The 24,638-nt window shown below is 68.6% G+C and carries 20 protein-coding genes; 14 read left to right on the forward strand and 6 right to left on the reverse strand.

Going from position 1 to position 24,638, the window contains the following annotated elements; translation table 11 throughout:
- Window positions 1-2: 2 nt before the first annotated feature.
- Both HWD99_RS03955 and HWD99_RS03960 read right to left on the reverse strand, forming a co-directional pair.
- Window positions 3-695 carry a nucleotidyltransferase domain-containing protein gene (locus HWD99_RS03955; RefSeq protein ID WP_241794947.1) on the reverse strand — a complete coding sequence of 231 codons (693 nt, stop codon included), beginning with the start codon at window positions 693-695 and terminating at the stop codon, window positions 3-5.
- A gap of 14 nt (window positions 696-709) precedes the next feature.
- A complete protein-coding gene (locus HWD99_RS03960) occupies window positions 710-2,125 on the reverse strand; it encodes an RNB domain-containing ribonuclease (RefSeq protein ID WP_241794948.1) in 1,416 nt (471 codons plus the stop codon).
- Between the two features lie 157 nt (window positions 2,126-2,282).
- Here HWD99_RS03960 and HWD99_RS03965 point away from each other — a divergent pair, with 157 nt between their 5' ends.
- Together HWD99_RS03965 and HWD99_RS03970 are read left to right on the forward strand one after the other, a co-directional pair.
- Window positions 2,283-3,053, forward strand: a complete 771-nt coding sequence (locus HWD99_RS03965) for an isocitrate lyase/phosphoenolpyruvate mutase family protein (protein ID WP_241794949.1) — start codon at window positions 2,283-2,285, stop codon at window positions 3,051-3,053.
- Window positions 3,054-3,095: 42 nt separating this feature from the next.
- The gene (locus tag HWD99_RS03970; RefSeq protein ID WP_241794950.1) at window positions 3,096-4,853 is read left to right on the forward strand and encodes a proline--tRNA ligase; all 1,758 of its coding nucleotides are present in this window, start codon (window positions 3,096-3,098) and stop codon (window positions 4,851-4,853) included.
- 67 nt (window positions 4,854-4,920) lie between these two features.
- Here HWD99_RS03970 and HWD99_RS03975 read toward each other — a convergent pair whose 3' ends face one another.
- A complete protein-coding gene (locus tag HWD99_RS03975) occupies window positions 4,921-5,424 on the reverse strand; it encodes a pyridoxamine 5'-phosphate oxidase family protein (RefSeq protein WP_241794951.1) in 504 nt (167 codons plus the stop codon).
- 116 nt (window positions 5,425-5,540) lie between these two features.
- Here HWD99_RS03975 and HWD99_RS03980 point away from each other — a divergent pair, with 116 nt between their 5' ends.
- Window positions 5,541-6,581, forward strand: coding sequence for a TIGR00730 family Rossman fold protein (locus HWD99_RS03980; protein ID WP_241794952.1), 1,041 nt, complete (start codon window positions 5,541-5,543; stop codon window positions 6,579-6,581).
- On the opposite strand, the gene HWD99_RS03985 is transcribed toward HWD99_RS03980, so the two are convergent.
- Window positions 6,550-7,905 carry an FAD-dependent oxidoreductase gene (locus HWD99_RS03985; protein WP_241794953.1) on the reverse strand — a complete coding sequence of 452 codons (1,356 nt, stop codon included), beginning with the start codon at window positions 7,903-7,905 and terminating at the stop codon, window positions 6,550-6,552. The two genes, HWD99_RS03980 and HWD99_RS03985, sit on opposite strands and share 32 nt — an antisense overlap.
- A gap of 129 nt (window positions 7,906-8,034) precedes the next feature.
- Here HWD99_RS03985 and nusA point away from each other — a divergent pair, with 129 nt between their 5' ends.
- The 5 genes from nusA (at window position 8,035) to HWD99_RS18655 (ending at window position 14,982) form a co-directional block, all read left to right on the forward strand.
- Window positions 8,035-9,018 carry a transcription termination factor NusA gene (gene nusA, locus HWD99_RS03990; protein ID WP_241794954.1) on the forward strand — a complete coding sequence of 328 codons (984 nt, stop codon included), beginning with the start codon at window positions 8,035-8,037 and terminating at the stop codon, window positions 9,016-9,018.
- Window positions 9,019-9,093: 75 nt separating this feature from the next.
- A complete protein-coding gene (locus tag HWD99_RS03995) occupies window positions 9,094-9,333 on the forward strand; it encodes a YlxR family protein (RefSeq protein WP_241795431.1) in 240 nt (79 codons plus the stop codon).
- A 95-nt stretch (window positions 9,334-9,428) separates the two neighbouring features.
- Window positions 9,429-12,206, forward strand: coding sequence for a translation initiation factor IF-2 (gene infB / locus HWD99_RS04000; RefSeq protein ID WP_241794955.1), 2,778 nt, complete (start codon window positions 9,429-9,431; stop codon window positions 12,204-12,206).
- 71 nt (window positions 12,207-12,277) lie between these two features.
- Window positions 12,278-12,712, forward strand: a complete 435-nt coding sequence (rbfA, locus tag HWD99_RS04005; RefSeq protein ID WP_241794956.1) for a 30S ribosome-binding factor RbfA — start codon at window positions 12,278-12,280, stop codon at window positions 12,710-12,712.
- 119 nt (window positions 12,713-12,831) lie between these two features.
- Window positions 12,832-14,982, forward strand: a complete 2,151-nt coding sequence (locus tag HWD99_RS18655; RefSeq protein WP_241794957.1) for a helix-turn-helix transcriptional regulator — start codon at window positions 12,832-12,834, stop codon at window positions 14,980-14,982.
- 20 nt (window positions 14,983-15,002) lie between these two features.
- Here the strand turns inward: HWD99_RS18655 and HWD99_RS04015 are convergent, their stop codons facing one another.
- Window positions 15,003-15,902, reverse strand: coding sequence for an A/G-specific adenine glycosylase (locus tag HWD99_RS04015; protein ID WP_241794958.1), 900 nt, complete (start codon window positions 15,900-15,902; stop codon window positions 15,003-15,005).
- A gap of 75 nt (window positions 15,903-15,977) precedes the next feature.
- Between HWD99_RS04015 and truB the strand changes: the two genes are divergently transcribed.
- From truB to HWD99_RS04045, 6 genes are all read left to right on the forward strand, one after another.
- A complete protein-coding gene (truB, locus tag HWD99_RS04020; RefSeq protein WP_241794959.1) occupies window positions 15,978-16,871 on the forward strand; it encodes a tRNA pseudouridine(55) synthase TruB in 894 nt (297 codons plus the stop codon).
- On the forward strand, window positions 16,868-17,236 hold the full coding sequence (locus tag HWD99_RS04025; RefSeq protein ID WP_241794960.1) for a hypothetical protein: 369 nt from the start codon (window positions 16,868-16,870) through the stop codon (window positions 17,234-17,236). The genes truB and HWD99_RS04025 overlap by 4 nt, the downstream gene beginning before the upstream one ends.
- An 85-nt stretch (window positions 17,237-17,321) precedes the next feature.
- Window positions 17,322-17,741 (forward strand): hypothetical protein, encoded by a 420-nt coding sequence (locus HWD99_RS04030; protein WP_241795432.1) that lies wholly within the window; start codon window positions 17,322-17,324, stop codon window positions 17,739-17,741.
- Window positions 17,738-18,691 carry a bifunctional riboflavin kinase/FAD synthetase gene (locus tag HWD99_RS04035; RefSeq protein ID WP_241794961.1) on the forward strand — a complete coding sequence of 318 codons (954 nt, stop codon included), beginning with the start codon at window positions 17,738-17,740 and terminating at the stop codon, window positions 18,689-18,691. The genes HWD99_RS04030 and HWD99_RS04035 overlap by 4 nt, the downstream gene beginning before the upstream one ends.
- Window positions 18,692-18,901: 210 nt before the next feature.
- Entirely contained in the window at window positions 18,902-21,058 is a 2,157-nt protein-coding gene (locus tag HWD99_RS04040) for a DEAD/DEAH box helicase (RefSeq protein ID WP_241794962.1), read from the forward strand.
- A 214-nt stretch (window positions 21,059-21,272) separates the two neighbouring features.
- On the forward strand, window positions 21,273-22,301 hold the full coding sequence (locus HWD99_RS04045) for an ATP-dependent 6-phosphofructokinase (protein ID WP_241794963.1): 1,029 nt from the start codon (window positions 21,273-21,275) through the stop codon (window positions 22,299-22,301).
- 222 nt (window positions 22,302-22,523) lie between these two features.
- On the opposite strand, the gene HWD99_RS04050 is transcribed toward HWD99_RS04045, so the two are convergent.
- Window positions 22,524-24,623 (reverse strand): S9 family peptidase, encoded by a 2,100-nt coding sequence (locus HWD99_RS04050; RefSeq protein ID WP_241794964.1) that lies wholly within the window; start codon window positions 24,621-24,623, stop codon window positions 22,524-22,526.
- Window positions 24,624-24,638 lie beyond the last annotated feature (15 nt).

The following is a 24,638-nucleotide window of genomic DNA, read 5'->3' on the forward strand; positions in this document are numbered from 1 at the left end:
GCTCAGCGCACGAAGCCGCTCTGGACCCGCCCTCCCGCGAGCTCGAGTTCGGCGGTCACTCGATCGGCAAACGTCGCGTAATCCTGGGCGAGCAGAGGCGCGGTGAGCAGGTCGGCCCGCGCGGGACTGAGCGCGCGAAGGCGCCGGGGCAGCCATTTGCCCGTCGCGATCCACCACCCCGCGGTGAGGAGCATGAGCTCCGCGATGCGCTCGAACAGGACGGATGCCTCGACATGCTGCTCGACCGGATCTGAGGCGTCACGGAGATCATCGAGCACGTCGGTGATGACATAGCGCCGGAAGGCGGACTCGTGCGCACTCAGGCTCGGCCCCGCATCGATGACCTGCTGCCACTCCTGTCGAAGGGCGGGGAGACTGCCGTCGTCGCGCAGAGGGATGCCTTCGAGGAGCATGTGCACGATGACGGGCCGATGCTGGGCGACGCTGCGATCGGCCCACTCGGCGAAGCCTGCCGGTGTGTAGGCGAACACCTCGAAGATCTCGCCGTCGAACTCGACCGTCGCCGCTTCGCCGGTCTGTCCGTCGACATCGAAGAGCGGGCCGCCGATGAGGAGGAGATCGATGTCGCTGGTCGCCGTCCGCTCATCCCGTGCGGTGCTCCCGGCCACGACGGCGACGGCGGCGCCCGGGTAGTGGGCGGCGACGAATCGTTCGGCGACAGCGAGATGGCTCACGGGCCCAGCGTATGTCAGACGGCGAACTCGACCTCACCACGACCGATGTCGGCGCGCATGACTCGCAGGCGCACGACCGCACCCGGCGCGGCACCGGCGGGGATCGGTGCGGATGCCGTCACGGCGGGTTCCGCGATCTGCACGGCAGCGCGCTCACCGCGTACCTCGATCACGGTGGCCTCGATCGTCGTGCCGACCAGGGGTGCCAGAAGAGCGGCCTCGACGCAGTTGATCGTCGCAGAGTCGAGCCTCGATGCGCGCTGGCCCGATGCCTGCATGAGAGCGGGCACGTCTCGCAGGGACTCGCGCACCCAGGCGGGAACGTCGCGCTTCTCCGACGAAGCAAGACAGATCTCGAGCGACCAGCGGTCGACCAGTCGGCGGAGCGGAGCGGTCGCGTGCGCGTAGGGCGCCGCGATCGCGGCCTGCACGGTGTCCTCCGGGGCGGTGCCGTCGAACACGACATAGCCCGCTCCGCGGAAGAGCGTCGCGGCCGCTTCGAGCACCGGGAGCGTCAGCGGATCGGCCCGGTCGAGATCCCGCAGGTAGTCTCCGTACCGCCCGGTCGTCCAGGGGCGGCCCAGGGCTTCGGTCTGATGCCGGAACGCGTCGAACGCCTTCTCATCGGGTTGCGGCATCGTGCGCAGGATGCCGACGCCCGCGTCCAGCATGAGCGATGCCGCCGCCATCCCGGTCATGAGCGAGAGCTGGGCGTTCCACTCCTCGACGGACAGGGGATGCCGGCGCTCGATCGCGTAAGCGCCGTCGTCCGTGCGGATCACCTCTTCGTCCGGCATGTTCAGGCTCGCGCCCCCGCGCAGCCGCTCCTGCTCGATCCGGAGCGCGCCGATCTCCGGAAGCAGGGCGGCAGGGCCGCCCTCGCCGCGATCGAGCGCGGCCTGGGTGTCGGCGTAATCGAGTCGGGCACGCGACCTGATCATCGCTCGTTCCAGCCGGAAGTCCTCGACGGCGCCGGCTTCATCGAGGGAGAAGGTCCAGACGAGTGCAGGACGATCCGCGTCGGGCAGCAGGGACGCGCGGTCCTCGCTCAGCACCCGCGGATGCAGGGGGATCGTGCCGTCCGCCGCGTAGAGGGTCTGTCCGCGGCGCCGTGCCTCCAGATCGACGGCACCCCCCGGGAGCACGAATCCGGGCACGTCCGCGATCGCATAGCGCACCGTGTATCCGTGACCCCGACGCTCGAGGTGGAACGCCTGGTCGAGATCGCGGGAGCCGAGCGGATCGAGCGTGACGAACGGGATGTCACGCAGATCGAGCCCCGGAGTCAGCGCCGTCGCCGCGTCGGCCTCGGCGAGCACCTCGGCGGGGAAATCGATCGGGACCTCCACCGACTCGCGGAGTGCGGCCAGCGCTGCAGCGAGTTCGGTCTGCGCAGCGGAGGGAGCAACGTGGGGTCGACGCTGAGGCATGCCCCCACACTATGTCGCTCGAGAGCGTGGAGACGGTGTCCGCACGTCTCCGTCGCGAGCGATCGGTCGTCTCGGTGCGCGTGTCATCCGCTCCAAAACCTGTGATTTCCGTGTCCGTCCGGCCCCGACCGCAGGCGCGCGCGTTAGCGTGGTGAGCATGACCTCTGCTGCGAAAGCCCAGACCCTGATCGGACTCTACGAAGCCCCGGAGATCCTCCGGGTGGTGAATGTGTGGGATGTCGTCTCCGCGCGCGCGGTCGCGATGCTTCCCGAGACGAAGGCGATCGCCACCGCAGGACACGGCATCGCCGCCTCCTTCGGATACGAGGACGGCACGATCCCTCGCGACGTCATGATCGACATGGTCGGGCGCATCGCGGCATCCGTGTCCGTGCCGGTGACCGCGGACCTGGATGACGGATACGGCGACGCGGGCGAGACCACGCGCCTGGCTATCGGCGCCGGTGTCGTCGGCGCCAACGTCGAGGACCGGCTCAAGCCGTTCGACGAGTCCGTCGCCGCGGTCGAGGCGATCGTCAAGGCAGCGGAGGCCGAGGGCGTGCCGTTCGCGCTGAACGCGCGCACCGACGCGTTCGTGCGTGCCGGACACCGTCCCGTCGCCGAGAGCGTCGCCGATGCGATCCAGCGTGGGCGGGCGTTCCTCGACGCCGGCGCCACCGCGGTCTTCGTGCCAGGGATGCTCGACGCGAACACCACGCGTCAGCTCGTCGAGGGGCTCGGCGAGGGCAAGCTCAGCGTGATCGGACTGCCCGGAACCCTCGCCGCATCGGAGTACGAGAAGCTCGGTGTCTCGCGTATCTCGTACGGTCCGCTGCCCCAGCGTGTGGCACTGACGGCTGTCCAGGAGCTCGCCGCCAGCCTCTATGCAGGTGGTGTGATCCCGAACGGGCTTCCCGCGCTCAACTGACCCATCGCGAAACGAGTGACCACCGATCAGTAGACTTGCCCGGTGGTCACTCGTCTATCGAACTTCTTCCTCCGTACGCTCCGCGAAGACCCTGCAGGCGCAGAGGTCGCGAGCCACAAGCTGCTGATCCGCGCCGGGTACATCCGACCGCAGGCGGCGGGCATCTTCGCGTGGCTGCCGCTCGGTCTCCGGGTCAAGGCCAAGATCGAGACCGTCGTCCGTGAGGAGATGTCGGCCGCGGGCGCCCAGGAAGTCCACTTCCCGGCGCTCATGCCGCGCGAGTCGTACGAGGCGACCGGTCGCTGGGAGGAGTACGGCGACCTGCTGTTCCGCCTCCAGGACCGCAAGGGCGGCGACTACCTCCTCGCCCCGACCCACGAAGAGGCGTTCACGCTGCTCGTGAAGGACCTGTACTCGTCGTACAAGGACCTGCCCCTGACGATCTATCAGATCCAGGACAAGTACCGCGACGAAGCTCGCCCTCGCGCCGGTCTGCTCCGTGGACGTGAGTTCACGATGAAGGATGCGTATTCGTTCGACGCCTCCGACGAGGGGCTCGACGCGAGCTATCAGGCACAGCGCGACGCGTACGAGCGCATCTTCCAGCGCCTCGGCCTCGAGTACGTCATCGTCCAGGCGGATGCCGGGGCGATGGGCGGCTCGCGAAGCGAGGAGTTCCTGCACCCGACCCCCGTCGGAGAGGACACGTTCGTCCGCAGCGCCGGGGGCTACGCGGCCAATGTCGAGGCGTTCACGACGGCGGTTCCCGACGCGATCGCGTTCGACGCCGACGCTGCGCCGGTGGTCTTCGACTCGCCGAACACGCCCACGATCGAGACGCTCGTGGCGCATTCCAACGCGCATCTCGACGGCGACTACACGGCCGCCGACACCCTCAAGAACGTCGTGCTCGCGCTCACGCACCTCGACGGCACCCGCGAGCTCGTCGTCGTCGGCATCCCCGGCGACCGCGAGGTCGACGAGAAGCGCGCCGAGGTCGCATTCGCGCCCGCCGAGGTCGAGACCGCCACGGCCGATGACTTCGAGAAGAACCCGCTGCTCGTCAAGGGCTACATCGGTCCGTGGTCGCCCACGGGGGCCGTGCTCGGCGAGGAATCCGCCACCGGCATCCGCTACCTGGTCGATCCCCGCGTGAGCGAGGGCACGAGCTGGATCACCGGTGCGAACCTCGATGAGAAGCACGCGCACTCGGTGGTCGCCGGCCGCGACTTCTTCGCCGACGGCATCGTCGAGATCGCCAACGTCCGTGCGGGTGACCCGGCGCCCGACGGGTCAGGCCCTGTCGAGCTCGCGCGCGGCATGGAGATCGGTCATGTCTTCCAGCTCGGCCGGAAGTACGCCGAGGCCCTCGGCCTCAAGGTGCTCAACGAGAACGGCAAGCTCGTCACCGTCACGATGGGTTCGTACGGCATCGGCGTGACGCGCATCCTCGCGATCATCGCCGAGCTGAACAACGACGAGAAGGGCCTCATCTGGCCCGCATCCGTCGCTCCGTTCGATGTGCAGGTCGTCGCCGCCGGTCGCGACCAGGTCGCCTTCGACGTGGCGGCGGACCTGTCGGCACAGCTCGAATCCGCCGGCCTCGACGTGCTCTACGACGACCGTCCGAAGGTCTCGCCCGGAGTCAAGTTCGGAGATGCCGAGCTCGTCGGAGTCCCGAAGATCGTCATCGTCGGACGCGGCGCCGCCGAGGGCCAGGTCGAGCTGTGGGACCGCAGCACCGGCGACCGCGACGCCGTCTCGATCTCCGACGCGATCGCCCGACTCGCACACCGCTGAACAGAACACCGAGAACGCCGCGCCTCGAGTATGAGGTGCGGCGTTCTCCGTGTCGCGTTCGTTCCCGTCAGCAGACGATTCGTCCGTGATTCATGATGTCGTCATCGGGTGTGTCCTTGGTGACGAGCGCCTTGAGCGCCCCCGCTGCCATGGCGATCTTGCCCTTGGCGGGCTCCCAGAACTCGGTCACGGTGGGAGTGACTTTCAGGAGCGTGATTCCGGGTGTGTCGAGTCCGTCGGCGAACCACACCTCGAGTGAGGGGGAGTAGAGCTCCTCCATCTTGGCGCGGTCGTGCACGATCGACGCGGTGCCGGCGACCGACACGTATCGCATGCCCTTCGCGTCGCAGTACGAGAGGTTGACGTGGTGGTGTTCCCGCGCCTCTTCGACCTTCTCGGTGTCCTCGGCGGTGAAGAACCAGATGTCTCCGGCGTCGTCCATCTGCCGGGTGGACATCGGTCTGCTCACGAGGTTGCCGTCATCGTCGATGGTCGTCAGCATCGTGAAATCGATGTCCTCCACGAGTTCGGCGACGCGTGCGAGTGCTTCGGGGCCTGTGATCTCTGTCATGTCCTCACTCTGCTGCGGGAGCCGTCTCGACGCACGGGCATTGACAGCGCAGCCGTCGCATGATGGGGCGGCGTTGCGCGGCCCCGCGGTCGGGCGGTGCATGTCAGGCTGGGGGCATGACCGACGAACCGCTGCCGGAATCGCTCAGTGCCGAGATCAACGCCGTCCTCGACGAGGCCGGGGTCAGAACCGATCGTCGACTCGTCATGCGCATGATGCGCACGGCGGTCCTGCTCGGAGAGGACGGCACGAACCGGCTCGATCTCAAGATCGCCTCGGCCGCTCTGGCCGAGATGCGCGATGCCTTCCGGCTGTTCGCCCCGTTCGAGGGCGTCCCCAAGGTGACCGTGTTCGGATCGGCTCGCACCCGTCAGGACGATCCGCTGTACGTCCAGGCCCGTGCCGTGGCCGAGGCGCTGGCGGCCGATGGCTGGATGGTCGTCACGGGGGCCGGCCCCGGCATCATGCAGGCGGCGGCGGAGGGTGCGGGGCCGGCGCTGTCGCTCGGCGTCTCGATCAGGCTCCCGTTCGAGGAGAAGGCCAACAGCCTCGTCGCCGGCAGCGACCACGTCGTGGCCATGAAGTACTTCTTCACCCGCAAGCTGATGCTCATCAAGGAGTCGATCGGGTTCATCTGCCTTCCCGGAGGCTTCGGCACCCTCGACGAGATGTTCGAGTTGCTGACCCTGCAGCAGACGGGCAAGGCCGAGCCGACCCCGATCGTGCTGCTCGACGAGCCCGGGGGGACGTTCTGGAACGGACTCAAGCGCTTCATCGATGAGGATCTCGCCCCGACGGGTGTGATCTCGGAGGGCGACTTCGACAGGGTCACCATCACCGACTCGGTCGAGTCTGCCGCAGCGGTCATCGCGGGCTTCTGGCGGAACTACGATTCGCTGCGCTGGGTGGGCGACACACTCGTGCTGCGGTTGCGCGTCGCGCCGACCGATGTCGAGCTCGAGCAGCTCAACGAGCAGTTCGCCGGCATGCTGGCGAGCGGCCGGATCGAGCGGTCCGCGCCGCGCTCGCCTGAGGTCGCCGACGACGACGTCCTGCATCTGCCCCGTCTGGCGCTGCATCTCGACCAGCGACAGGTCGGCAACCTGTTCCGGCTCATCGGCGGGATCAACGCTCTGGAGTCTGCTCCCGTCGCGTGATCGCGGCGGCGAAAGCGGCCAGGTCGACCTCCTGTCCGAGGATCCGCTCAGCGGCTCGGCGTCCGGAGTCGTAGGCGGCTCCCACCGTCGCCGGCTCGTCGCCCCAGGTCGCCTCACCCGCGAAGTGCAGCACGCCGTCTGCGGGGCCGGCGAGGTCGTCGTGGTCGTGATGCGACGATCCGGTCGCCAGGTACGAGTACGACCCGTTCGCGAACGGGTCCTGCCCCCAGCGCGTGACCCAGTGCGCTGTCGGCTCGGAGACCTCATCCCCGTACAGCGCACGCAGCGCCGCCAGCGCGTCCGCGACGATCTCGTCGTCGGGCAGCTCCTGCATCCGTCGTCCGAACGGGCCCGCCGCGAACGTGAGCAGGGTCGGGAGGCCGCTCACCGCTGACACGTCGTACCACGAGTGCCAGTGCTCGCCGGCTTCGCCGAGTGCACGGAGCACGTAGCTCTCCTCCGCCCAGAACCGCTCGGGGAACTGGAGGAAGATCTTGTTGAAGACCCCCATCCCGAGTCTGTCCACCGCACCGGCGATGCGATCGGGGAGGGCGGGGGAGAACTCGATCGAACCGGCCTTCAGCACGCCGAGGGGGACGGTGACCACTGCGGTCCGCGCGGAGTAGTCGCCCTGGTCGGTCGACACGGTGACTCCGCTCGTCGTCCGTGCGACACGGGTCACGATCTCGTTCAGCCGGATGTCGAGCCCCGCGGCGATACGCCGCGGCACCTCGTCGTAGCCGCGGGGGAAGATGACCTCGTCGCCCTCGATCGCGTCCTCGTCGAGTCCGTGCGCGTCGAGGTCGCCGATCCATGCCCCGCACTGCTCCTCCACCCGGTGCCGGAAGAACTCACGGATCTCGTCGATGCGCTCCGGGGCGAGACCGGAGCGGTCGAGCGCACGCTCGGTCACATCCCGATAGGTGTCTCCGGGGGACGACGCGGCGATCTCCTCGCCGAGCAGATCGTCGACCCTCTCGACGTCGGAGACCCACTGCGCCGCGCCGGCGGAATCCATCCGGGTGGCCTCCCGGTCGAAGTTCTCGATCGGTCGCCCGCCGACCTGGAAGCTCCCGACCGTGTACTCGATCGTGGGGATGCCGAGCGCCTGGACCAGCTCCCATAGAGGCGAGTCATCGATGCCGTGGACCCACGAGGCGCCGAGATCGACGGGGAAGCCCGCGGATCGGTCCGTGTTCATCCGACCGCCGATGCGATCCCGTGCCTCGATTACGACGACGTGTCTTCCCTCATCCGCGAGCATGCGCGCAGCGGTGACGCCCGACATGCCGGCGCCGATGACTATCGTGTCGTAGGTGGTCACGGGATCCTCCTGAGCATCGTGCGCCGCACTCGCGGCGGCCGCCGTGGCAGGGGGCGGTGGGCACAGGGTATCGTGGTACGGATGTCGCGCGTGAGAACCTGCGCGACGAGAGCTGAATAGGGAGCCGTCATGGATATCGAACTGAGCCTGCTGCGTGGGATCGAGAAGGAGAAGGCGATCCCCTTCGACGAACTCGTCGCGATCATCGAACAGGCGATCCTGACCGCCTACTCGAAGCACATCTCCGCGGATGGCGCGACCCCCGAGGGCGTGCGCGTCGAGCTCGACCGCCGCACCGGCCACGTCGCCGTGCTGCAGGCCGTCACCGATGAAGAGGGTGCCATCATCGGCGAGGAGGACGCGATGCCGGACGATTTCGGTCGCATCGCCGCCTTCGCCGCCAAGCAGGTCATCAGCCAGCGTCTGCGCGACATCGCGGACGACGTCGTCCTCGGCGACTTCAAGGACAAGGAAGGCGACATCGTCGCCGGTGTGATCCAGCAGGGACCGAACCCCCGCATGATCCATGTCGACCTCGGCTCGGTCGAGGCGATCCTGCCCCCCGAGGAGCAGGTGCCCGGGGAGGAGTACACGCACGGTTCGCGCCTTCGCGTGTACGTCACCAGCGTGGCCAAGGGCCTCAAGGGCCCGCAGATCACGGTCTCGCGCACGCACCCGGGTCTGGTGCGCAGGCTGTTCGCGCTGGAGGTCCCCGAGATCGCCGCAGGCCTGGTCGAGATCGTCTCGCTCGCCCGCGAGGCAGGTCACCGCACGAAGATCGCGGTCAGGGCGAACGACCCCGCGATCAACGCCAAGGGCGCGTGCATCGGCGAGATGGGCCGCCGTGTCCGTGCCGTCACCGAGGAACTCGCGGGGGAGAAGATCGACATCGTCGACCACGACCCCGAGCTCGCGGCGTTCGTCGCGAACGCGCTCTCGCCCGCCAAGGTGACGAGCTCGTTCATCCTCGACGCGAACACCAAGGCGGTGCGCGCACTCGTGCCCGATTACCAGCTCTCGCTCGCGATCGGCAAGGAGGGGCAGAACGCCCGACTCGCCGCCAAGCTCACCGGAGCGAAGATCGACATCCAGCCGGACAGCGTCCTCGACTGACCGCTCGTGACATACGACTCGCGCCCCCGGGCGCGAGTCGTATGGGAACACAGGTGTAAGATGGAACCCGTACGAATGTGCGTCGGCTGTCGCACGCGTGCTCCCCGCGCCGCTCTTCTCAGAGTGGTGTCCCAGAACGACACACTCATCATCGATGAGAGAGCCGTCCTGCCAGGGAGAGGCGCGTGGGTCCATCCGACACCGGAATGCATGGATGCCGCTCTGCGGCGTCGGGCTTTCGGGAGAGCACTGCGCGTCTCCAGCGATCTGGACACGCGGAACATCGAACAGCACCCACCAAGAAACAAAGGCTGAACGGCTATGGAAACAAAGTGAACGGCTCGAAATGAGACCCGTCCGCGACTAGTGGTCTGCCCTGTCTGGGTGGACCGACCCCAGACAGGAGAATTGTGGCTGGTAAACCACGCGTACATGAGATCGCCGCTGAACTCGGCGTCGACAGCAAGATCGCACTTGCAAAGCTCAAGGAACTCGGAGAGTTCGTCAAGAGCCCCTCTTCGACCATCGAACCGCCGGTGGCGCGCAAGCTGCGCGCAGCCATCGAGTCCGATGCCTCGCTGAAGTCCTCCGGCGACGCTGCTCCGGCAGCGAAGCCCTCGGCCTCCGCCCCCAAGGCGGCGACCCCCGGCGCGAAGCCGGCCGCACCCGGTCGTGCCCCGAAGCCCGGCGCTCCCGTGCCCGGCCCGAAGCCCGGCCCCAAGCCGGTCGCCGAGGCGGCCCCCGCAGAGGCTCCGGCTGAGACGCCGGCACCCGCCGCCCCTGCCGCCCCCGCCGCATCGAAGGCAGACGACGGCGCGGCTGCGAAGCCGTCCGGCGACGCTGCTCCGAAGCCGGGCGCTCCGCGTCCCGGCAACAACCCGTTCTCGTCGGCGCAGGGCATGGGCCAGCGTCCGGCGGGGCCGCGTCCGGGTAACAATCCGTTCGCATCTGCACAGGGCATGGGCCAGCGCCCGACGCCGGGCAACATCCCGCGTCCGCAGGCCCCCCGTCCGGGCGCTCCCCGCCCGGGTGCTCCTCGTCCCGGTTCCCCCCGTCCCGGCGCTCCGCGCGGCGGTCAGGGTGGTCGTCCCGGTGCACCGTTCCAGCAGCGTCCGGGTGGACCCGGTCGTCCCGGCGGTGCCGGTGGACCCGGTGCAGGCCCCGGTGCTCGTCCCGGCGGCGGCGGTTTCGCCGGCCGTCCCGGTGGCGGAGGCGGCCGTGGTCGCGGTCCCGGTGGAGGTACCGCAGGTGCCTTCGGCAAGGGCGGCGGCAAGAGCAAGCAGCGCAAGTCGCGTCGGGCGAAGCGGCAAGAGTTCGAGATGCGGAGTGCTCCGGTCGTCGGTGGCGTCAACGTCACCCGCGGTAACGGAGAGATCATCCGCATGCGTCGCGGCGCATCGATCGCCGACTTCGCCGACAAGATCGAGACGCTGACCGGATACACGGTCCAGCCCGGAACCCTCGTGACGATCCTCTTCAACCTCGGCGAGATGGCCACGGCCACCGAGTCGCTGGACGAGGCGACCTTCGAGGTCCTGGGCGCCGAGCTCGGCTACAAGATCCAGATGGTCTCGCCCGAGGACGAGGACAAGGAGCTCCTCGAGGGCTTCGGTCTCGACCTCGAGGCCGAGCTGGAGGCGGAGAGCGAGGACGACCTCGAGATCCGTCCCCCTGTGGTCACCGTCATGGGTCACGTCGACCACGGTAAGACCCGACTGCTCGACGCGATCCGTCAGACCAACGTCATCGAGGGCGAGGCCGGCGGCATCACCCAGCACATCGGTGCCTACCAGGTCTGGACCGAGCACGAGGGCATCGAGCGCGCCATCACCTTCATCGACACCCCGGGTCACGAGGCGTTCACCGCCATGCGTGCCCGAGGTGCGCAGGTGACCGACCTCGCGATCCTCGTGGTCGCGGCCGACGACGGCATCATGCCGCAGACGGTCGAGGCCCTGAACCACGCACAGGCGGCGAACGTGCCGATCGTGGTCGCGGTGAACAAGGTCGACAAGCCCGAGGCCAACCCCGGCAAGGTCCGCCAGCAGCTCACCGAGTACGGTCTGGTCGCAGAGGAGTATGGCGGAGACGTCATGTTCGTCGACGTCTCGGCTCGTGCCGGCACCGGAATCCAGGACCTCCTGGACGCGGTGCTGCTGACGGCAGATGCGGGTCTCGACCTCACGGCCAACCCGAACAAGGCCGCTCGCGGTGTCGCCATCGAGGCGAAGCTCGACAAGGGCCGCGGTTCGGTCGCCACCGTGCTGATCCAGTCCGGAACGCTCCGCATCGGCGATGCGATCGTCGCCGGCACGGCCTACGGCCGCGTTCGTGCGATGGCGGATGAGAACGGCGAGCAGGTCCTCGAGGCCTACCCGTCGCGTCCGGTGCAGGTGCAGGGTCTCAACTCGGTGCCGCGTGCCGGCGATGTCTTCATCGTCACCGAAGAGGACCGCATGGCACGTCAGATCGCTGAGAAGCGTGAGGCGGTCGAGCGCAACGCCCAGCTGGCCAAGGCCCGCAAGCGCATCTCGCTCGAGGACTTCACCCGTGCTCTCGAAGAGGGCAAGGTCGAGTCGCTCAACCTCATCATCAAGGGTGACGTCTCCGGTGCCGTCGAGGCGCTCGAGGAGTCGCTCCTCAAGATCGAGGTCGACGACTCGGTCCAGCTCCGCATCATCCACCGCGGTGTGGGTGCGATCACGGAGTCCGACGTCAACCTCGCGACGATCGACAACGCGATCATCGTGGGCTTCAACGTCCGCCCCGACACGAAGGCGCGCGAGCGTGCTCAGCGTGAGGGCGTGGACATCCGGTTCTACTCCGTCATCTACAACGCGATCGACGAGATCGAGAGCTCGCTCAAGGGCATGCTCAAGCCGGAGTACGAAGAGGTCCAGTCGGGTGTCGCCGAGATCCGCGAGGTGTTCCGCTCCTCGAAGTTCGGCAACATCGCCGGTGTCATCGTGCGGTCGGGAACGATCACGCGAAACGCCAAGGCTCGCGTCATCCGCGACGGCGTCGTGCTGGCCGATGGCCTCGCCATCGAGTCGCTGCGCCGCTTCAAGGACGACGTCACCGAGGTTCGTACGGACTACGAGGCCGGTATCGGCCTCGGCAAGTACAACGACATCCAGATCGGTGACGAGATCGAGACCACTGAGCTGGTCGAGAAGCCTCGCGGCTGATCGAGTTCGATATCTTCGGGCGAGGGTGCGTCATGCATCCTCGCCCGAAGGGTACGTAGAGGGAGAGAACAATGGCTGGTGAACGACAGGCACGTCTGGCTGACCGCATCCGCGTGATCCTCGCTGAGCGACTCGAGAAGGGGCTGCGAGACCCGCGCCTCGGCTTCGTCACGATCACCGACGTCCGCGTGAGCGGAGATCTGCAGCATGCATCGGTGTTCTACACGGTGCTCGGCACCGAAGAGGAGCGCGTATCGAGCGGGGCCGCCCTGACCTCGGCGACGGGAATGCTGCGCAGTGAGGTGGGCCGCCAGCTGAGCACCCGCCTGGTGCCGACGCTGGAGTTCATCCCCGACGCCCTGCCGGAGAACGCCGATCACATCTCGGCGCTGCTTCGTGAGGCGCAGGAGCGTGACGCCGAAGTGGCGAAGCTCGCGTCCTCGGCATCGCACGCGGGAGACGCGGATCCGTACCTGCGTCAGGAAGACGACGACACCTCCGCGTGATATACCAGCACGTCGACTGATCGGGTCGCGTGCCTTGCTACCCTCGGCCTGACGGGTGAAAGCTCGTCGGACTGTGGGGGGTCGGAATAGACGTTCTTGGTGCGCGCATCGCGCCTTCCGTGACGACGGCTGTCATCGAGGGGATCCTCGATGATCTTCTTGCCCACGGTCTCGCGTGCGCCCCGCATGTGGTGTCGCGCATCGTGGCGGAGGTGACCGCCGACGCCTCGATCGTCCGTGCGGTCGCGCAGAGACTCGATCAGCCTCAGCGTCACGGGCTCCGAGCATTGCCGTCTCCCTTGCCCCTGGTCGACTCCATCGCCTCGATGTTCGTCGATGTGGTGGTCGAGCCTCGCGACCGCGACCTCCTGCTCGCGGCGACGATGCGGTTGGACGACCGCCTCGAGCCGCTGCTCGACTTCGACGGGCGCTCCGCGAATGACCTCGCTGCCTGCGCCGTGTCGGATCTTCTCGACATCCATGCAGGACGGGTGAGGCTCGTCGATCCGCGCCTCGCCATCTGGCTGCATGCCACCGCGTTGCCGGTGGAGAGGGCGCGTGTGCACGCGCGCCTCGCTCAGGTGTTCCGTTCACGTGGAGAACGCGTGGACGCCGTCTGGCACCGTGCGCGCGCGTCGTCGCGCGAGATCCCCGGGACAGCAGGCGAGCTCACGAGGGCCGCGCGCGAGCTCGCCGAATCCGGAGCGAACGAGAGAGCCATGCGGCTCGCGTCCGAGGCCGCGGCGCATGCGACGGGCGTCGCGCATGATGAGGCGACCGCTGTCGCCGGGGCGTCGGCGATGGCGGCGGGGTTCGCCGCCGATGCGGCGAGTCGTCTGAGCGGGCTGTTCCCCGCGGGAGCGGAGAATCCCCGTCTGCGGTCGCTCGGTGCGCTTCTCATCGCGCAGGCGCACCTGCAGGGCTCGGTGCCTCGGATCGACCCCGAGATGCTCCGCCCGCGCGGGGACGGGCAGGACGACTGGCACTTCTGGACCCGGGCTTCGGCCCTCGCTGCGGTGCTCTGTGCGGAACGTGACGACCGTGCGGGCATGCGCTCGTGGATCGAAGCCCTTCGGGAGGGCGCCGCCAAGACGGCTGCAGAGGCGGAGCTGCGGGATCCCGTCGTGGCGCTCGCATGGGTGATCGCGGGGGAACGCGACGTCGACGCGGACGCCAGGGGCACAGGTCCGCTCACCGGCGGGATGCTGCGAGCGCTGCGCGCGGCGATGGACGGCGACATCGACACCGGCCTCCGGCTGCTCGCGGCGGGCGAGTCCGGGATCGGCGCCGAGATCGATCCCTTCGTCGCCGGCTTCGAGCGGAGTCCGTTGGTGGGCGCCTATCGGGTGATCGTCCAGGTGCTGCTGCTCATGTGGAGCGGAGACATCGCGACGGCCAGGACCACCCTGATGCGCGCGTCGCTCGACCTGCCGATCGTCGTCCCGTTCGCGGGGCTCGGCGCGGTCATCGCACGCAGGCTCGATCTCGCCGTGCTCGGGCACCTGGGCCCGTTCGCACGGTCGCTCACCGCCACACTCCCGCCGGCGATGCGCATCGACGATCTCGTCGACCGGGGCATCGAGGCGTTCCTCGCGGGGTCCGTCGAGCAGGCAGCCGCCTTCATGCGTCTCTGGCGCGACGCCGGGGCTCCGCAGACGACGCTCTCGGTGCCGGGACTCGAAGAAGCCGTCCTCGTCGGAGACCACGGTCCGTCGCACCGGCGCCGGCTCGAACCTCCGGGTATCTCGCTCGCGCAGGACCTTCGGGCGCGCATGCTCAGCTGCTCGGACGAGGAGTGGCGGAACGAGCGAGACACGATCATCGCGTCAGCCAGGACCCTGCCGTCGCCGTTCACACGTGGCCGCGTCGAGGCGATGATCGGCAGTCGGTGCGTGATCACGGGCGACATCGCGCGTGCGAGAGAGCACCTCGAGGCGGCCCGGAGTCTGCTGGAGGTGTCGGGAGCGGCGGCGTGGGCGTCCGCGGTGTCCGTGCGGCTCGCACGGCTGCACGCGGACGCGGAGGGCCGGGATGCGGGCGCCGACCCTCTTGCGACGTCTCGTCGGATCTGGGAACCGATGCTGACGACTCGCGAGTTGGAAGTGGCGATGCTCACTGTGGCCGGATCGTCGAACCGCGACATCGCCGAGTCGCTGCACGTCTCGGTGCGGACCGTCGAGGTCCACCTCGGCAGAGTCTTCTCGAAGCTCCGGGTGCGCACCCGCGTCGAGCTGACGGTTCTCGCCCATCGGATCGGCCCGTACGTCTGAGCGGTCCGCGCGAGCAGCATTCATCGGGGGAGCGACAGCAGCTCTCCATCGGCTTCTGCCAGGCCGTCCGCGATGAGCGAGTCGATGGCCCTGTCCCGCTGCAGCGGGTCGGCCCAGTCCGGGATCACGCTGTCGAGCAGGACCGACCGGGGCGACGCCTCACGGAGCACGCGCAGAACCGCGCCTCTGGCCTGACGGTCGGAGCCTTCGAAGGCGGCCTGGCGTCGTCGCGTGTCACCGGTGTCGGGGCGCCCTGCGGCGACCCAGGCGCAGGTGTCGAGCAGCGGGCAGGACTCGCACCGAGGCGACCGTGCCGTGCACACCGTGGCACCCAGCTCCATCGCCGCGGCGTTGAAGACGGCCGATTCGCTGTCGGCCTCCGGGAGCAGAGAGTCCATGAGGTCGAGGTCTCGACGTGAGGGCGAGCCCGGATGCGCCTGCCCGAGCACCGCACGAGCCAGTACCCGCCGCGTGTTCGTGTCGACGACGGGATGGCGGTCGCCGTACGAGAACACGGCCACGGCTCGGGCGGTGTAGTCGCCGATGCCCGAGAGCCGGAGCAGCGCCTCGACGTCGCGCGGCACGACGCCGCCGTGTCTGTCGGTGATCTCGACGGCTGCTCGATGCAGCCACAGCGCTCGGCGGGGGTAGCCGAGGTTCGCCCACTGCTGCACGACCTCGGCCGGGGTCGCGGAGGCGAGTGCGGCCGGCGTGGGCCACCGCTCGAGCCACGCCTCGAGATGCGGGATCACCCGCGTCACCGGCGTCTGCTGCAGCATGAACTCGCTGACGAGGGTTCCCCAGGCGCCGTAGTGCGAGTGGAACTCGGCGCGGCGCCACGGCAGGTCCCTGGCCGTTCGCCGGTACCAGTCGATCAGCGGCGGAGCCGGCGCACCGGCGGGACGCGTGTTCGAGGGCACAGACGCCAGCCTAGGCGAACTCGGAGCCGCCATCGGCGTTCGATGGCACCGGCGACGGCACCGTAGGCTGGAGAGATGGTCTCACCCGGCATCCTTCTCGTCGACAAGCCGGCTGGACTCACCAGCCACGATGTGGTCGCTCGCACCCGTCGAGCGCTCGGCACCAGGAAGGTCGGTCACGCCGGAACGCTCGACCCGATGGCCACGGGGCTGCTCGTGATCGGCGTCGAAGGCGCGACCCGTCTGCTCACGTATGTCGTCGGAGCGGACAAGACCTACCAGGCGACGATCCGACTGGGACAGACCACCCACACCGATGATGCAGACGGAGAGATCCTGACCCGCGCCTCGGACGACGCCTGGAGCGCGGTGACCGCGGACGGCATCGCCGCGGGTGTGAGCGCGCTCACCGGGGTGATCTCGCAGGTGCCGAGCTCGGTCTCGGCGATCAAGGTCGACGGACGCCGTGCCTATGACAGGGTTCGCGAGGGGGAGGAGGTCGTGCTCGCCGCGCGTGAGGTCACCGTCTCGCGGTTCGACGTGCTCGCTCAGCGACAGGGCTCCGGCTTCATCGATCTCGACGTCGTCGTCGACTGCTCCTCGGGCACCTACATCCGCTCGCTCGCTCGTGACCTCGGCGCAGATCTCGGCGTCGGGGGTCACCTCACCGCACTCCGACGATCACGGGTCGGGAATTTCGACGTGGCGGATGCCGTCGACATCGACGAGCTCGTGGACGCGGCGCTGATGACTCCTGCACAGGCGGCTGCCCGTGTGCTGGATGTCCTCGACGTCTCGGCAGCGGAGGCCACCGATCTGCGGCACGGCAAGCGCCTCGAGGGGCAGGCCACTCGTCTGCACGGCGCACATGCCGCCGCGGTCGACGAGGACGGGGTCCTGGTCGGCGTCGTCGAGAAGCGCGGGGCGGACCTCAAGAGCGCCATGAACATGCCGGAGTCGTCGCGATGATCCTGTGGCTGACCATCGTGCAGGTCTCCGTCGCCGTCGCCGCGGGGCTGTTTTGCCTCGTGCTCGGACTCGTCGGGCGCCGCCCGAGCGACTACTCGGTGGGTGCGCTCGCGCTCGTCGAGCTCCTTCTGATCGTGCAGGTCGTCGCGGCGATCGTGGCACCGTTCGCCGGCAACCCGCCCACCGGCGACCTCCTCGAGTACTGGGTGTATCTGGTCTCCGCGGTGCTGCTGCCCGTCGGCGCCGTGCTCTGGGCGCTCATGGAACGCAGCAGATGGAGCACGGTGATCCTGGGGGTTGCGGCGGTGGCGGTGGCGATCATGGTGTGGCGCATGCACGTCATCTGGACCGTCCAGATCGCGTGACCGTCACCGGGCAGGGCGGATCCGCCACGCTCGGGCCGCGCCTAGAATGTATGGAGCTATGAGCACCTCCGTCTCCTCCTCTCGGATGACCGGCATCGGCCGTGTCCTCGTGATTGTCTACGCCGTCATGGCCCTCGCCGCGACAGGGCGAAGCTTCGTGCAGATCTTCCGCCAGTTCGACGAGGCGCCGCTCGCGTACTCGCTGTCGGCCCTCGCCGCCGCGGTGTACGTGCTCGCCACGCTCGCGCTGGTGCTCGCGTCGAAGAGAGGGTGGTACACGGTCGCGTGGATCGCGATCGTGTTCGAGCTCACGGGCGTCGTCGTCGTCGGGGCGCTCAGCATCTTCCTCCCCGAGCTCTTCCCGCACGACACCGTGTGGTCGATGTTCGGCCGCGGCTATCTGTTCATCCCGCTCGTGCTTCCGGTGTTCGGCATCTGGTGGCTTCGCACCCACCGGCCCGCGCGCTCCGAACCCGCCGGAGAGCGCATCGAGGTGAAGGCGTGATCGTCTTCCGCGATCCGCGCGATGTTCCGGCCGATTTCGGTCCCTCGGTCGTCGCGATCGGCAAGTTCGACGGGGTCCATGCGGGCCACCGTGCAGTGATCCGCAGGCTGAGAGAGAAGGCTGCCGAGACCGGTGAGCGTTCCGTGGCCGTGACCTTCGACCGCAACCCGCTCGCCGTGCTCCGCCCGAACCGCTGCCCGGAGAACGTGGTCACGGTCGAGCGCAAGCTCGAACTCCTCGGCGAGCTCGAGCTCGATGCCACGCTGGTCCTCACCTTCGATGCGGAGCTCGCGTCGCGAAGCGCCGAGGACTTCGTCGCCGACATCCTGGTCGGCGCCCTGCACGTGTCGACGGTCCTCGTGGGCGAGGACTTCCGCTTCGGGCGTGGCGGGGCGGGCACCCCTGCGCTGCTCCGCGAGCTCGGGCCGCTCCACGGTTTCGAGGTCGAGGTCGTCGACGACGTCTTCCTCGACGGCTCGGACCGACGAGTCTCCTCCACATGGATCCGTGAACTGCTGATCGCCGGCGACGTGACCACCGCTGCCCGCGTCCTGGGCAGGAACGTCGACGTCCGCGGCGAGGTCGTGCACGGACTGAAGCGGGGGAGGGAGCTCGGGTTCCCGACCGCGAATCTCTCCGCCTCCGTCGACTCCTTCGTCCCTGCCGACGGCGTGTACGCCGGATGGCTGGACGATCATGCGACCGGGCTCCGGCACCCCGCGGCCATCTCCGTCGGCACGAACCCCACGTTCGACGACGTGCTCGAGCGTCAGGTCGAGGCGCATGTGCTGGGCGAGACCGAGCTGGATCTCTACGGCCACGACGTCACCGTGGAGTTCGTCGAGCGCCTGCGCGGCATGGTCGCGTTCGAGGGCGTCGAGAAGCTGATGTCGCAGATGGCGGCCGACGTCACCGATGCCGAGCGCGTCCTCGCGCCGCGTGGCGCCTGAACAACGTCCCAACTCTCCGCGACGGATTCAGCGTCCTTTCGGCGCCATGGCGTAGTATGAGCAACGGTTGCCGATGATCTTCGCGCGTCGTTTCGCGCATCGTCGGGAACCGGAACCACTGTTCGTACGGTCCTGGCTCACGCCACACGCGGACATCGAGAACGGTCGTCGCATCCCAGGGATGCCCCGGCCTTCACGCTCAGGAGGAGCATGCCGACCACGGCAACCGCCGCCACACGGCGCAAGAAGACATCTCGTCGCGACGACGAGGCACCGCTGATCCCGATCCTCGCGCGCAAGGTCCGCGAGATCGAGGCGAAGTCGCAGCGAGGCAAGCTGGGGCCGACCAATCGCGTGAAGTTCCAGGTGATCGCTTTCCTCGTCCGCGAGGAGCGCGCACGCGTGAAGGCGGACTCCGAGATCGCGGACGGCGCGCGGGCGGAACTGCTCAAGCGCCTCGACGGCGTGGCGACGATCCTCGCCAAGACTGCGGCGCGCGACACCTCGCTGATCCAGCTCCTCGAGGCCGACCAGGCCACGTCGCCGGTCGCGAAGCGCATGCGGCGCGACTGGCTGCTGGAATCCGGCGCGGAGCTCGCTCCCGAGGAGCTGATCATCGCCGACATCGCGCCGGTCCAGATGCCCGTGGTTCCGGCGGCGATCGCCGAGCGTCAGGTCACGCCCCCCTCGGTCGAGGCGCGTCAGCTGGCCAACCCGTTCCTCGCCCCTGACCTCACCCCGCGGGCGGCCACCACTCCTCGCCGTCGTCTGGACGGCTGGGAGCTGATGGGCCCCCTGTACAAGGCGTTCGAGACCGGCGCAGGGGGCTCGGCGGCGAGCATGGATCTGCCGCCCGCGCCCGAGTACGACCACCTGTCGCCCAAGGGCCTCGAGATCATGGTGCACCAGTCCCGCTTCCTCGAAGCGGTCCGCGCCGGTCACCGGAGCTTCCTCCTCGCTGACGAGCCCGGACTCGGCAAGACCGCGCAGTCGGTGCTCGCCGCCTCGGTCGCAGAGGCCTACCCGCTGCTCGTCGTCGTGCCGAACGTCGTGAAGATGAACTGGGCGCGCGAGGTGGAGCGGTGGACGCCGCAGCGTCGGGCGACTGTGATCCAGGGCGACGGCAGCGACATCGACGCCTTCGCCGACGTCTTCATCGTGAACTACGAGATCCTCGACCGGCACATGTCGTGGCTCGCCTCGATCGGTCTGCGCGGAATGGTCGTCGATGAGGCGCACTTCATCAAGAACCTGAACTCTCAGCGCTCGCAGAACGTGCTCACGCTCGCCTCGCGGGTGCGAGAGCGCACTCCCGGCGGCAAGCCGCTGCTGCTCGCGCTCACGGGGACGCCGCTGATCAACGATGTCGAGGACTTCGACGCGATCTGGCGCTTCCTCGACTGGACGACGGGGGAGAAGCCGGGCCCCGAGCTCATGGAGAAGCTCGATGCGACCGGCCTCACGCCCGCCGACAAGGCGTTCTATCCCGAGGCACGGGATGCGGTGATCTCCATGGGGATCGTGCGGCGCAAGAAGAAGGATGTCGCCGCCGACCTGCCTGACAAGCTCATCGCCGATCTGCCGGTGCAGCTGGACGACGAGTTCGGTCGCGGCATCCGCCAGGCGGAACGCGAGCTGGGCGAGCGGCTCGCCGCTCGCTACCGCCGCATCGTCGATGCCCGTTCGGCCTCGACAGGATCCTCGCGCGTCGCTGCGGGCGAGATCGATGAGGACATCGTTCGTCTCGTGGCGCAGAACGAGCTCGAGGAGTCGAAGGCCGCAGGCACCGGCGGAGACAACGTCTTCACCATGGTGCGTCGCATCGGTCAGGCCAAAGCCCACCTCGCCGCCGACTACGCGGCTCAGCTGCAGCGCTCGGTCGGCAAGGTCGTCTTCTTCGCCAAGCACATCGACGTCATGGACCAGGCCGAGGCGCACTTCGCCTCGGCGGGCATCCGCTCGGTCTCGATCAGGGGCGATCAGTCCTCGACAGCCCGGCAGCAGGCGATCGACGACTTCAACGGTGACCCCGGCGTCGGCATCGCCGTCTGCTCGCTCACGGCGGCCGGAGTCGGGCTCAACCTCCAGGCGGCATCCAACGTGGTGCTCGCGGAGCTCTCCTGGACCGCGGCCGAGCAGACGCAGGCGATCGACCGCGTGCATCGCATCGGACAGGACGAGCCCGTCACCGCGTGGCGCATCATCGCCGCTCACACGGTCGACGCGAAGATCGCCGAGCTCATCGATCAGAAGCAGGGCCTTGCGGCTCGGGCGCTCGACGGCGAAGCCCTCGACGAGGTCGCCGCCGAGCCGGTGCAGCTCGGCGCACTGATGCATCTGCTGCGGGAAGCGCTCGGCACGGCCTGACATCGGATCCGGAATCGGCGTTAAGAACCTGTGTTCTTGACGCCGATTTCTGCGTGAGGAGGTCGATTTCCTGAACAACCGGCGAATCGTCGCCGATCGATCGCAAGATCCGCGATTTTCGTCGTCTCGAATGGCGCCCGCTCGGCCCGGGCGCTAGTGTCGATCGCAGGCAGTGTCGCCTGTTCCCCCTTTTCCCTGACCGTCTGAGGCAAGCATGAAGATCGGCATCCTGACGAGCGGCGGCGACTGCCCCGGACTCAACGCGGTCATCCGCGGAATCGTGCTGAAGGGCACCACCACCTACGACGTCGAGTTCGTGGGAATCCGCGACGGCTGGCGCGGCGTGGTCGACGGGGATTTCTTCCCGCTGACGCGTCACGAGGTGAAGGGCCTGTCGAAGGTCGGCGGAACGATTCTCGGTACGAGCCGCACCAACCCCTACGAGGGTGAGCGCGGAGGAGCCGAGAACATCGCCAAGACGCTGTACGGCCACCGGATCGACGGGATCATCGCTATCGGCGGCGAGGGCACACTGGCCGCCGCCGACCGCCTCGCGAAGGACGGCATCAACGTCATCGGCGTCCCCAAGACGATCGACAACGACCTGCGCGCCACGGACTACTCGTTCGGTTTCGACACGGCCGTCAACATCGCCACCGATGCCATGGACCGGCTGCGCACCACGGGCGACTCGCACCAGCGCTGCATGGTCGCCGAGGTGATGGGCCGGCATGTCGGATGGATCGCTCTGCACGCGGGCATGGCCGCGGGCGCGCACGCCATCCTGATCCCCGAAGTGCCTCAGACGCTCGACGAGATCGCGGCGCTGGTCACCAGCGCCCATGACCGAGGACGCGCACCGCTCGTGGTCGTGTCCGAGGGGTTCACTCTTCAGGGAATGGACGAGGCGTACAGCGACAAGGGGCTCGACGCCTTCAACCGCCCCCGTCTCGGCGGCATCGGCGACCAGCTCGCTCCCGAGATCGAGCGCATCACCGGCATCGAGACGCGGGCCACCATCCTCGGTCACATCCAGCGCGGCGGCTCGCCGTCGGCGTTCGACCGCGTGCTCGCGACGCGACTGGGACTCCACGCCGCCGACGCGATCATGGACCGCGCGTGGGGGCAGATGGTGGCGATGCAGGGCACCGACATCGTGCGCGTGCCGTTCGCGGAGGCTCTCGGGGAGCTGAACACCGTTCCGCGCAGCCGCTACGACGAGGCCGCCGCGCTCTTCGGCTGAGTCTCGCTGCACCACTCCGATCGCTCGCATCAGAAGAACGAATTCGGTCGTCCGGCCGGTATGCGACAGACGCGATGCGACATCCGTGAGTCGGTGAGCGCGTGACCCCTGCCAGGTGACGCGCTCACCAATCTCCGCATCGGGCAGCCGATGCTCGAGCGCCGACTCCCGGATCGCCAGTGCCACGGGTGCTCACCGGCACCTGGCGTCCGGCGCGCCGGATCAGCTCTCGGCGAGCCCGACCGTGTCGAGCAGCCACGCGAGTTCGAAGGCGCGTTCCTTCCACGAGTTGTAGCGCCCGCTGACGCCACCGTGACCGGCGACCATCTCGCACTTCAGCAGCACGTCCTTCGCGCCCGCGACGCGCAGCGCGGCGACCCACTTGGCGGGCTCGACGTACATGACACGGGAGTCGTTGAGCGACGTGACGGCGAGGATGCGCGGGTACTCGACGCCGTCGCGCACGTTCTCGTAGGGGGAGTAGGACTTCATGTACTCGTAGACGTCCGCGCCGTGCAGCGGGTCGCCCCATTCATCCCACTCCACCACGGTGAGCGGAAGCGACGGGTCGAGGATCGTGGTGAGTGCGTCGACGAACGGGACGGCCGCGAGGACCCCGGCGAACAGCTCGGGCGCGAGGTTGGTCACCGCTCCCATGAGCAGCCCGCCGGCGCTGCCTCCCTCGGCGACGAGGAGCTCAGGCGTCGTCACGCCGGTTTCGACGAGGTGCTCGCCGCAGGCGATGAAGTCGGTGAAGGTGTTGCGCTTGTGGAGCAGCTTGCCGTCCTCGTACCACTGGCGGCCCATCTCCCCACCGCCGCGCACGTGGGCGACGGCGAACACGATGCCGCGGTCGAGCTCGGAGAGACGTGCGACCGAGAAGCCGGGGTCGATCGAGTGCTCGTACGACCCGTAGCCGTAGAGGTGCACCGGGCGGGGTGCGGCACCGGGGGCGCCGAACGAGCGCTTCCAGACGAGCGAGATCGGCACGCGGGTGCCGTCGGATGCTGTGGCCCAGGCGCGCTCCTGGCCGTACTCCTGGGGATCGTATCCGCCGAGCACCGCGACCTGCTTGCGCAGCACGAGCTCGCGAGTGGCGAGATCGAGCTCGTACACGGTGCCGGGGGTCACGAACGACGTGTAGCCGAGGCGCAGGAACGGCGAGTGCCATTCCGGGTTGCCGCTGACGCCGGCCGAGTACAGGGGCTCGTCGAAGACGATGTCCTCGACGGCATCCGTCGCGTAGTCGAGCATCCCGACGCGTTCGAGCCCTTCGCGACGGTACTCGACCGTGGCGAAATCACGGAACGCATCCATGCCGAGCAGTCGGCGTCCGGGCTCGTGCGGAAGCACCACGCGACGCGGACCCTGGGGGTCTGATGCGGAGACCGACACGAGCTCGAAGTCGAGCGCGTCGTCGTTGTGCAGGATGTACAGGCGATCCTCGCCGTCGACCACGGCATGCTCGAGGGAGTACTCGACGCCCTCGCGCCGCGGCCAGACGACCTGGGGAGTCACGGTGAGGTCTCCGGTCAGATCGACCAGGTACTCCTCGCTGGTGATGCTCGACCCGACCGCGATCACCAGGTAGCGGCGGCTGCGGGTGATCCCGGCGCCGAGCCAGAACTTCTCATCGGGCTCGTGGAACAGCTTCACGTCCTCGGAGACGGGGGTTCCGAGGCGGTGGAGCCAGAGAGTCTCCGGACGCCACGCGTCGTCGCGCGTCGTGTACAGGATTCCTGTTCCGTCGGGTGTGAAGAACGCGCCTGCCGTGTTCGGGATCTCATCGGCGAGAGCCTCACCGGTCGAGAGGTCGCGCACGTGCACGGTGTAGAGCTCGTCGCCCTCGAAGTCGGTCGACCAGAGCAGCTTCGTCGCGTCGTCGGAGGTGTCGAATGCGCCGAGCGAGAAGAACTCGTGCCCCTCGGCCTCGGCGTTGCCGTCGAGCAGCACGACCTCACCGGGGACCGGGACGCCGGGTTCCAGTACCGGGGGAGTCCAGTCCTCTGCGGCGGCTGCAGTGCGGCAGTGGATGCCGTACTGCGCGCCCTCCTCGGTGCGGCTGTAGTACCACCAGTCGCCGCGCCGGGTGGGGACGGAGAGGTCGGTCTCCTGCACGCGACCCTTGATCTCCTGGAACAGCGTCTCCCTGAGATCGGCGAGGTGGTCGAGCTCGGCCTCTGTGTGCGCATTCTCGGCCTCGAGGTGCGCGATCACCTCGGCGGATTCCTTGTCGCGCAGCCATTCGTACGGATCGTCGAAGGTGTCGCCGTGGTGGGTGCGGAGGGTCGAACGTCGTGCAGCGATCGGGGCATCAGTCACGCATCCCACGCTAGT

The sequence above is a fragment of the Microbacterium sp. C5A9 genome (assembly GCF_022627955.1).
GTDB lineage: Bacteria > Actinomycetota > Actinomycetes > Actinomycetales > Microbacteriaceae > Microbacterium.